8 protein-coding genes are annotated in these 8,368 nt (G+C 68.7%); 6 read left to right on the forward strand and 2 right to left on the reverse strand.

Annotated features, from left to right (window positions below):
* The 3 genes from AC1DO7_RS37170 to AC1DO7_RS37180 form a co-directional block, all read left to right on the forward strand.
* A partial coding sequence (locus AC1DO7_RS37170) for an SDR family NAD(P)-dependent oxidoreductase (RefSeq protein ID WP_477117294.1) occupies positions 1 to 798 on the forward strand: 798 nt, incomplete at its 5' end.
* A 95-nt stretch (positions 799 to 893) separates the two neighbouring features.
* A complete protein-coding gene (locus AC1DO7_RS37175) occupies positions 894 to 2,015 on the forward strand; it encodes a DUF5938 domain-containing protein (RefSeq protein WP_441615571.1) in 1,122 nt (373 codons plus the stop codon).
* Positions 2,016 to 2,069: 54 nt separating this feature from the next.
* Positions 2,070 to 3,608, forward strand: a complete 1,539-nt coding sequence (locus tag AC1DO7_RS37180; RefSeq protein ID WP_477117295.1) for an acyl-CoA synthetase — start codon at positions 2,070 to 2,072, stop codon at positions 3,606 to 3,608.
* 134 nt (positions 3,609 to 3,742) lie between these two features.
* Here AC1DO7_RS37180 and AC1DO7_RS37185 read toward each other — a convergent pair whose 3' ends face one another.
* On the reverse strand, positions 3,743 to 4,363 hold the full coding sequence (locus AC1DO7_RS37185) for an FMN-dependent NADH-azoreductase (RefSeq protein ID WP_441615575.1): 621 nt from the start codon (positions 4,361 to 4,363) through the stop codon (positions 3,743 to 3,745).
* Between the two features lie 169 nt (positions 4,364 to 4,532).
* Here AC1DO7_RS37185 and AC1DO7_RS37190 point away from each other — a divergent pair, with 169 nt between their 5' ends.
* A complete protein-coding gene (locus AC1DO7_RS37190) occupies positions 4,533 to 5,486 on the forward strand; it encodes a LysR substrate-binding domain-containing protein (protein WP_441615577.1) in 954 nt (317 codons plus the stop codon).
* Positions 5,487 to 5,696: 210 nt separating this feature from the next.
* Positions 5,697 to 6,110 (forward strand): DoxX family protein, encoded by a 414-nt coding sequence (locus AC1DO7_RS37195; protein WP_441615579.1) that lies wholly within the window; start codon positions 5,697 to 5,699, stop codon positions 6,108 to 6,110.
* A gap of 29 nt (positions 6,111 to 6,139) precedes the next feature.
* On the opposite strand, the gene AC1DO7_RS37200 is transcribed toward AC1DO7_RS37195, so the two are convergent.
* Positions 6,140 to 7,357, reverse strand: a complete 1,218-nt coding sequence (locus AC1DO7_RS37200; RefSeq protein WP_441615581.1) for an EAL domain-containing response regulator — start codon at positions 7,355 to 7,357, stop codon at positions 6,140 to 6,142.
* Positions 7,358 to 7,629: 272 nt separating this feature from the next.
* Between AC1DO7_RS37200 and AC1DO7_RS37205 the strand changes: the two genes are divergently transcribed.
* Positions 7,630 to 8,368, forward strand: a 739-nt coding sequence (locus AC1DO7_RS37205) for a DNA translocase FtsK 4TM domain-containing protein (protein ID WP_477117296.1), incomplete at its 3' end; no start/stop codon positions are given.

The following is an 8,368-nucleotide window of genomic DNA, read 5'->3' on the forward strand; positions in this document are numbered from 1 at the left end:
GCCCTGGTGACCGGGGGCGCGCGCGGTATTGGCGCAGGTATTGCAGAAGCGCTGGCCGGCGCCGGCGCGGCCGTGATGATCGGCGACCTGCTCGCCGACCTGGGGCGCGAGACCGCGGCCCGGATTGCCGCGTCGGGCGCCAAGGCCAGCTTCGTGCCGCTGGACGTGACCAGGGAGGAGAGCTGGATCGAGGCGGTCGCCGCCACCGGCCACGCGCTCGGCGGCTTCGACATCCTGGTCAACAACGCGGGCATCGAGATTACCTCGCTGGTGGCGGATATCGACGCTGCCAGCCTGCGCCGCATGTTCGACGTCAACGTGATCGGCACCGCGCTGGGCATCAAGCACGCTTTTCGCGCCATGCGCCCGCAGGGCGCCGGCCAGTCGGGTCCAGGCGCGCAGGCAGGCAAGGGCGGGGCCATCGTCAATATTTCTTCGGTCGCCGCCACCATCGCGTTCCCGGCCATCGCCGGTTACTCGGCCAGCAAGTCAGCGGTGGACCGCCTCACGCGCGTGGCCGCGCTGGAGTCCGGCAAGCTCGGCTACGGCGTGCGGGTCAACTGCGTCTACCCCGGCCTGGTGCCGACCCAGATGGGCATGCAACTCGCCGACGACCTCGTCGCCGCGGGCTTCTGGCCGACGGCCGAGGCGGCCGTGACCGAGGTGATCGGCCAGACCCCGCTGGCGCGCCTGGGCGAGGTCACCGACATGGCCGACGCCGTGGTCTTCCTGTGCTCCGATGCCGCGCGCTTTATCACTGGCGCGGGCCTGCCGGTCGATGGCGGCATGGGCATGTAGCGCGCGGGGCCGGGGCAGGAGGGCAGGAGGGCAGGAGGGCAGGACAAGCGATAACCAGGCAAGCGAGAACCAGGCAAGAAAACAGGAGACACATCATGAGCAAGAAGAAACCCGTCGTGGTCTACGGCGCTTCGGGCTACACCGGACGGCTGGTATGCGAATACCTGCGCGAATTCAACGTGCCTTTCATCGCCGCGGGGCGCGACGCGGCGCGCGTGCAGGCGGTGATGGACCGGATCCCGGGCATCGAGACCGCAGACTACGAAGTGGCCGAGGTGGATCACGACGCGGCCGCGCTGGCCGAGTTGTTCCACGGCGCCAGGGTGGTCTGCAATATGGTCGGGCCGTTCATCAAGTTCGGCGGCGAGGTGGCGCAGGCCTGCCTGTCGGCCGGTTGCCACTACATGGACACCACCGGCGAGCAGGACTGGCTGCTGGATGCGCAGGCGCGCTTCGGCGCCGCCTTCCAGGAAAAGGGCCTGCTGCTGTCGCCGGGCCTGGCGCAGATGTACACCACCGGCGAGATCGCCGCCAATATCTGCCTGGAAATGCCGGGGCTCGACACGCTCGACATCCTGGTGCTGTGGAAGGGCTTCCCCACCTATGCGTCCACCCAGACCATCTTCACCATCCTCAAGGCCAAGTGGTACCACCTGGTCAACAACCAGTATGTCGAATGGGCGCCCGGCACCAGCTTCGAGGTGAACGTCCCCGGCCAGCACGAAAGCGCGCTGGCGCTGCCATGGGGCGGCACCTCCCATCCGGTCTGGTTCAAGGACGATCCGCGCGTGGCCAACTGCAAGGTGGCCGGCGGCGTGTTCTCGCGCGAAGTCATGAAGGGCGTGATCGCGACCGCGCAGATGGTGGAAGAGAAGATCAAGGTGCTGCCGCTGGACCAGCAGGAAGCCGCGCTGGCGGACATCGCGGCGTCGGTGCAGGCCGGCATGCCGCCGCGCGAGAACCCGCGACTGAACAACTCGCTCGATTCGGTCTATGCATCCGGGCCGCTCGGGCGCGCGCACTGCGTGATCCACGGCAACTGCAATTACAAGCAGACCGGCCTGCTGCAGGCCTATGCCGCGTACTCGCTGCTGCAACAGGCGCCACGGCGGGCGGGGCTGGCCTCCGGCTGCCAGGCCTTCGGGCACCGCGAATTGCTGGGCGTGCTCAAGAGCTTCGGGCTGGTGATGGAACCGGTGCTGACGGTTCATCGCTAGCACGGCCTGCGCCGGGGCCGGCGGGCCCCGGCATTCCCTCTCGCGGAGAACCGCATGCGTTTGATCGACTACCTGGACAAGGGCGCGTCGCTGGATCCCGCCGCGCCCTGCCTGACCATGGGCGAGGCACGGCTGTCCTACGCCGACGTGCAGCAATTCAGCAACCGTGTTGCGCGCGCCTTGCAGCGCAACGGTATCCGGCCGGGCGAGAAGGTGGCGGTGCTGTCGTCGAACGACGCCAGCGCCTTTGCCTGCGTATTCGGCCTGTCGCGCGCCGCGGCGGTCTGGTGCCCGGTCAACCCGCGCAACGAAGCGACCGAAAACCGCTACGTGCTCGACGCCTTCGATTGCGCCTGCCTGATCTTCCATAGCGACTACGCGCCACTGGTGGCGCAACTGCGCGCCGACCTGCCCAAGCTGCGCGAAGTGGTGTGCCTGGACCGCGCCCAGCCATTCGCGCCCTCACTGGAACAATGGCTGGCGGGCTGCTCCGGCGAGCCGCTGGAGCAGCCCGCGGCGGATGACCTCGTCATGATCGCCGGCACCGGTGGCACCACCGGCAAGCCCAAGGGCGTGATGCTGTCCGGCCGCAACCTCGAGGCCATGTCCGCGCTGACCCTGATGGGCTATCCGTTCCGCGGGCGGCCCGTCTACCTGGCGCTGGCGCCGCTGACCCATGCGGCCGGCGTGCTGTGCCTGCCGGTCATGGCGCTAGGCGGAGAGGTCGTGATCATGCCGAAGCCGGACCTCGGCGAATTCCTCCGCCTGGTCGCGCTGCGCCGCGTGACCCATACCTTCCTGCCGCCCACGCTGATCTACATGCTGCTGCAGCATCCGGACTTGCCTGCGGCCACGCTCGATTCGCTGCAGTGCTTCTGGTACGGCGCGGCGCCGATGTCGGCCGCGCGTCTGGAAGAGGCGCTGCAGCGCCTTGGCCCGGTCATGGCCCAGCTGTTCGGCCAGACCGAGGCGCCGATGATGGTCTCGATGATGTCGCCGGCCGAGCATTTCAATGCCGACGGCTCGGTGGCCCGCCACCGCCTGGCTTGCGCCGGGAGGCCGGGCCCGCTGGTGCAGGTGGGCATCATGGACCCGGACGGGCGGCTGCTGCCCGCCGGCCAGGGCGGCGAGATCGTGGTGCGCGGGTCGCTGGTGATGATGGGCTACTACAAGGATCCGGCAGCCACGCAGGAAGCGTCGCGCCATGGCTGGCACCACACCGGCGATATCGGCTACCTGGACGCGGACGGCTTCCTCTATATCGTCGACCGCGCCAAGGACATGATCATATCGGGTGGCTTCAACGTCTACTCCACCGAGGTGGAACAGGTCCTGATGCAGCATCCCGACGTGCAGGACAGCGCGGTGGTAGGCCTGCCCGACGAGAAATGGGGCGAGCGCGTGGTGGCCGTGTTGCAGCTCCATCCCGGCCGGCAGGTGGACGGCGACGAGATCAAGGCCTTTGCCAAGGCGCGCATCGGCAGCGTGAAGGCGCCCAAGCAGATCGAAATCTGGCCTGACCTGCCGCGCTCCAAGGTTGGCAAGGTGCTGAAAARGGACATCCGGGCCAGGCTGCTGGAGGATCCGCACTAGCACTGGCACTACCACTGGCACTAGCACTAGCGCCATGCCGATGCCCGCAATGAAAAACTCCCGCCGGCGGCAATCGCGGGCGGGAGTCTGGCCGTGCGCCTGTGCCGGGCGGCGCAATGCCGCCTGGAGGGCGATCAGGCTGCCAGGGCGGCGGCGTCGTTCAGTGCTGCCACTTCGGTGCGGGCCGACACCAGGGCGGCTTCGCGGGCGTCGGGGCCGAAGGCCAGGCCGTGGGCGCGCACGTAGGTGATGTCGGTGATGCCGAGGAAGCGGAACACGACGTCCACGGTCTGCTCATGCAGGTCCAGGGCGGATGCATCCGCGCGCACGCCGCCGCGCGACGAGACCACGATCACGCGCTTGCCGCCGGCCAGGCCTTCCGGGCCCTTCTCGGTGTAGCGGAAGGTGCGGCCGGCCTGGGCGATGCGGTCGATCCACGACTTGAGCTGGCTGGGAATGCCGAAGTTGTACTGCGGCACGCCTACCACCAGCACGTCGGCTTCCAGGAATTCCTTCAGGAAGGCTTCGGTGCGTTGCAGTTCGGCTTCCTGCACGGCGTTCAGGCCGTCCTTCGGGCCGCCCAGCACCGGCAGCAGCGCGCCGGACAGGTGGGCGGGGGCGTCTTGGTCCAGGTCGCGCACGGTCAGGCTGGCGGCGGGGTTCTTGGCGCGCAGATCGGCCACGACCTGTGCGGTCAGGCTACGGGAAGCGGAATGGCCGCCAAGTACGCTCGAGTCGATTTGCAGGATGTTCATGTTCAGCTCCACTGGGGAATTTGTGTTTCGGGGTTAGGTGAAGCAAAAGATAGCGGTCTGCCATTGATGCCGGTAGTGGTGCAAAATAGAACTTATTGTTCCAAGGGCAGAACACCTGGCTAAGCAACTCCAGCCGGTGGCCCCGGCCCGTTACCCGAAAGGCAGTCCGATGCAAGACCTGAACGATCTTTCGCTGTTTGCCCAGGTAGTCCAGCACGGCAGTTTTTCCGCTGCCAGCCGTGCCAGCGGCGTGCCGAAATCGCGCCTGAGCCGGCGCATTGCGCAGCTCGAGCGCGAGCTGGGCGTGCAATTGCTGCGGCGGACCACCCGCCAGGTGCGCGTGACGCCCATCGGCGAGGCCTATTACGAGCGCTGCCGGGCYATGCTGGCTGAGGCGGAAGCGGCACACGAGGTGATCGAGCAAGCGCGCGAACAACCTGGCGGCACCTTGCGCGTGAGCTGCCCGGTGGCCATCGCGCAAAGCTTGCTGGCGCCGGAGATCGGCCGCTTCATGCAGGCCAATCCCGGCGTGCGGGTGGAGATCGAAGCCACCAACCGGCGCGTGGACGTGATCGGCGAAGGCTTCGACCTGGCGCTGCGCGTGCGCGATGTCATGGACGATTCCTCGCTGGTGGTGCGCACCTATGGCGAGAGCCCGCTGATGCTGGTGGCCAGCCCCACGCTGCTGGACAGCATCGGCCGGCCCCGCACCCCCCAGGCGCTCGACGGCATGCCCGGCGTGAACCAGAAGCCGCACGACGGCAAACACGTATGGACGCTGAGCTGCGACAGCGGCCAGGCCTTGCACATCGCCTACGATCCGCGCCTGATCACCGATGAATTCGCACTGCTGCGCGAGGCCGCCATCGCCGGCGTCGGGGTGGCCATGCTGCCCCGCATGTTCTGCCGCGAAGCCATCGAGAGCGGCGAGCTGGAGGTGCTGCTGCCGCAATGGATCATGCCGGTCGGCACCTTGCACGCGGTATTCCCCTCGCGCAAAGGCATGCCACCGGCGCTGCGGCGCTTCCTCGATTTTCTCTCCGAGATCCTGCCGGAGACCGCGCGCAAGGCCGGCATGCAGTTGCGCCAGCCGGGCATGCACCGGCCGATTGGCCAGGCCTGACAGCGCCTGCCCGGCGCGCGGCCACCGTGCCGTGACGCGTGCGCGCAACTTGTGGCTTTACCTTCACGGCGGCGCGCACTAAGGTACAGATGCGCGCCCCGCGTGGAGCGAAAGGCGCATCGGCCACCGGCCGGCGTCCCGGTTCTCCGGGCGCTTTCCGGGCGTTTCGACCGGACAAGACCGGACAAGACCGGACAAGGAGTGACGACCATGAGCGGTACTCAGGCAACCCAGGACCTCGGCAAGGCGATACTGCGCATCGTGCTCGGCGCGCTGATTCTCTTCCACGGCGTCGCCAAGCTGATCAACGGCCCCGGTTTCGTCACGCAGATGGTGGCGCAGGCGGGCCTGCCGCCGGCCGTCGCATACCTGGTCTATATCGGCGAAGTGGTGGCGCCGATCCTCCTGATCATTGGCCTGTGGACGCGCATCGCGGCGCTGATCGTGGCCGTCAACATGCTGGTGGCGGTGGCGCTGGTGCATACCAAGCAGCTCGGCCTGATCAACGACACCGGCGGCTGGGCGGTGGAGCTGCAGGCACTGTACCTGGCCAGCGCACTTGCGGTGCTGCTGCTGGGCGCCGGGCGCATGAGCGTGGGCGGTATCGCCGGGCGCTGGAACTAGCGCCCGCCCGGGCCCGCCGGCGCGCCTCCTCAGGTGGCCCAGCGGCCCAGGGCCTCGGCCACGAACATATCGGGCGGCAGCGCCGGCGACCACAGATAGCCCTGGCCGAGGTCGCAGCCCAGCGCCTGCAGCGCATCGCGCTGCGCGGGCGTCTCGATGCCTTCGGCCACGCACTCCAGCTTGAGATCGCGCGCCAGGTTGATGATATTGCGGCAGATCGCCGCGCGCTGGCTGTTGCCCGGCACCGCTACCACGAAGGAGCGGTCCAGCTTGACCTGCGTGAAGGGCAGGTCGGCCAGCAGCTTCAGGGTGGCGATGCCCACGCCGAAATCGTCGATCGCCACGCCGTAGCCGAGCAGCCGCAGGCGGTTCAGCGCGATCGACAAGGCGCGCGTGTCGTGTACCGGATAGCCTTCGGTCAGCTCGATGATCAGCAACTGGCGCGGCATGCCGCTCGCTTCCACCATGGCATCGAAGGCATCCAGCACGCCAGGCCGGCACAGCGTCTGCGCCGATGCATTGATGCTCAGCGCGATGCGTACGCCGCGCGCGAGCAATTGCCGTTGCACCGCCAGGCACTGCTGGCCCGCCAGCTGGAAAATCGCATCCGCCTCGCCCAGCGTTTCCAGCCGCGGGATAAACAGGTCGGGCCGGATCAGGCCCAGCGAGGGATGGCGCCAGCGGCAGAGCGCCTCGGCTCCCGCCAGCTTGCCGCTGACGATATGGAACTGCGGCTGCAGCATGATGAAGATGGCGCCGGACGTGCGCAGCGCGGCCAGCAGCTCGGCATCGTCTGGCTGGTTCTGCGCGGCCACCGGCGCCGCGGCGGTCAGGTCGCGCGCCAGCACGTCCTGCAGGATCTCTTCCAGCACCACGGCGGAGATCGGCTTGCGCACGGCCCGCACATGGGCAAGCCCGACCGAATCCGCCAGGCTCACGTGGGAATCGATGATGTCGTCTTCCAGCGCCGACACCCATACCCACAGCGGCTGCGCCCCCACGAAGGCGTGGTCCGCACGCCGGGTCAGCTCGTCCATCATGGCCGGCCCGTTGAGGCCCGGCATTTCGATATCGCACAGCACCAGGTCGAACTTGCGCGCAGCCAGCAGGTCCAGCGCGACGCGGCCGTCGGCTGCGCCATGGACGTCGGTGACACCCAGCTGCGTCAGCAACTGCTCTGCCGCCAGCAGCTGGAATGGGTGGTCATCGACCACCAGGGCCGACAGTCCGGCATAGCGTGTCTGCATGATTGGCTCGGCGGCGGGAGCGCCAGGGTTCGGCTTCGATTGGGTCAGGCCGCGCCTCCGGCAATCGGGGCGGGCGTCGCGCCATAGTAGCTCACATGCCGCGCGGCGGGCATGCCGTCGTGCGCGCCGTTACCGCCGCGCCCGGCGAACAAGCCAGTGCGCGCCGCCACAGAAATGCGGGTATTCCGCCACGGTAGCCAAGTTGCGCGGTGCCACGGCGTCCAGACCCGCTACAATCGCTGCCCGAGGTATTTGATGATGGCGTTTCCATAATGGGTTTTGGCTGGTTCGGATTTTCGACCTTGTGGCTGCTGCCGCTGCTGTGGCGCATGGTGACGCGCCTGCTCGCCGGCGAGCGCCGCTTCTTCAGTGGACGCGGAACGCTGCGCGTCTGGGTGGGCACGGTGATCGTGCTGTGCGCGAGCGCGTCGCTGGAGGCGCTCACGGGCGCCGCGGGCGAGGGCGGCATGGCGGCAAGCACGTCGGGAGGCGGCGCCGGGCGCGCGCTCGGCGGGCTGCTGAGCGGCATGCTCGGCTGGAGCGTCAGCTTGCTGATCATGCTGGGGGTGTTGGCACTGGCCGCTCCCATGGTCTTCGGCGAGACCTGGCGAAGCCTGTTCTCGCGCAAGCCGCAGGTGGCCGAACCGGAAGAGGAAGATTTCGCACCGGTCCGTACCCCGGCACGCGCGCCGGCCCGGGGCGCGCGCGAGCCTGACAGCTGGGAGACGACGCATCTGGGCGCCACCCATTCCGCCATCCCGGGCGCGGTCGACTACGTGCCGCGCCACAAGGGCATCGAGGYGGTTTCGGCACGGCGCCAGCCGGTCTGGCAACCGCCCACGCGTACCCGCAATTCCCCGCCGCAACCGGGCGAGATCTGGCTGCAGCAGGCCGCACCGCCGGGCCCGGTCACGCCCGAACCGGTGGCGCCGGTGCCGCCGCCGGTGGCCGCGCGGGCACCCTCCCGGCCAGCCCAGGAACGCCCGGCCAGCCAGCCGCAGGATGCCACGC

Source organism: Cupriavidus sp. 05N40 (assembly GCF_056397305.1).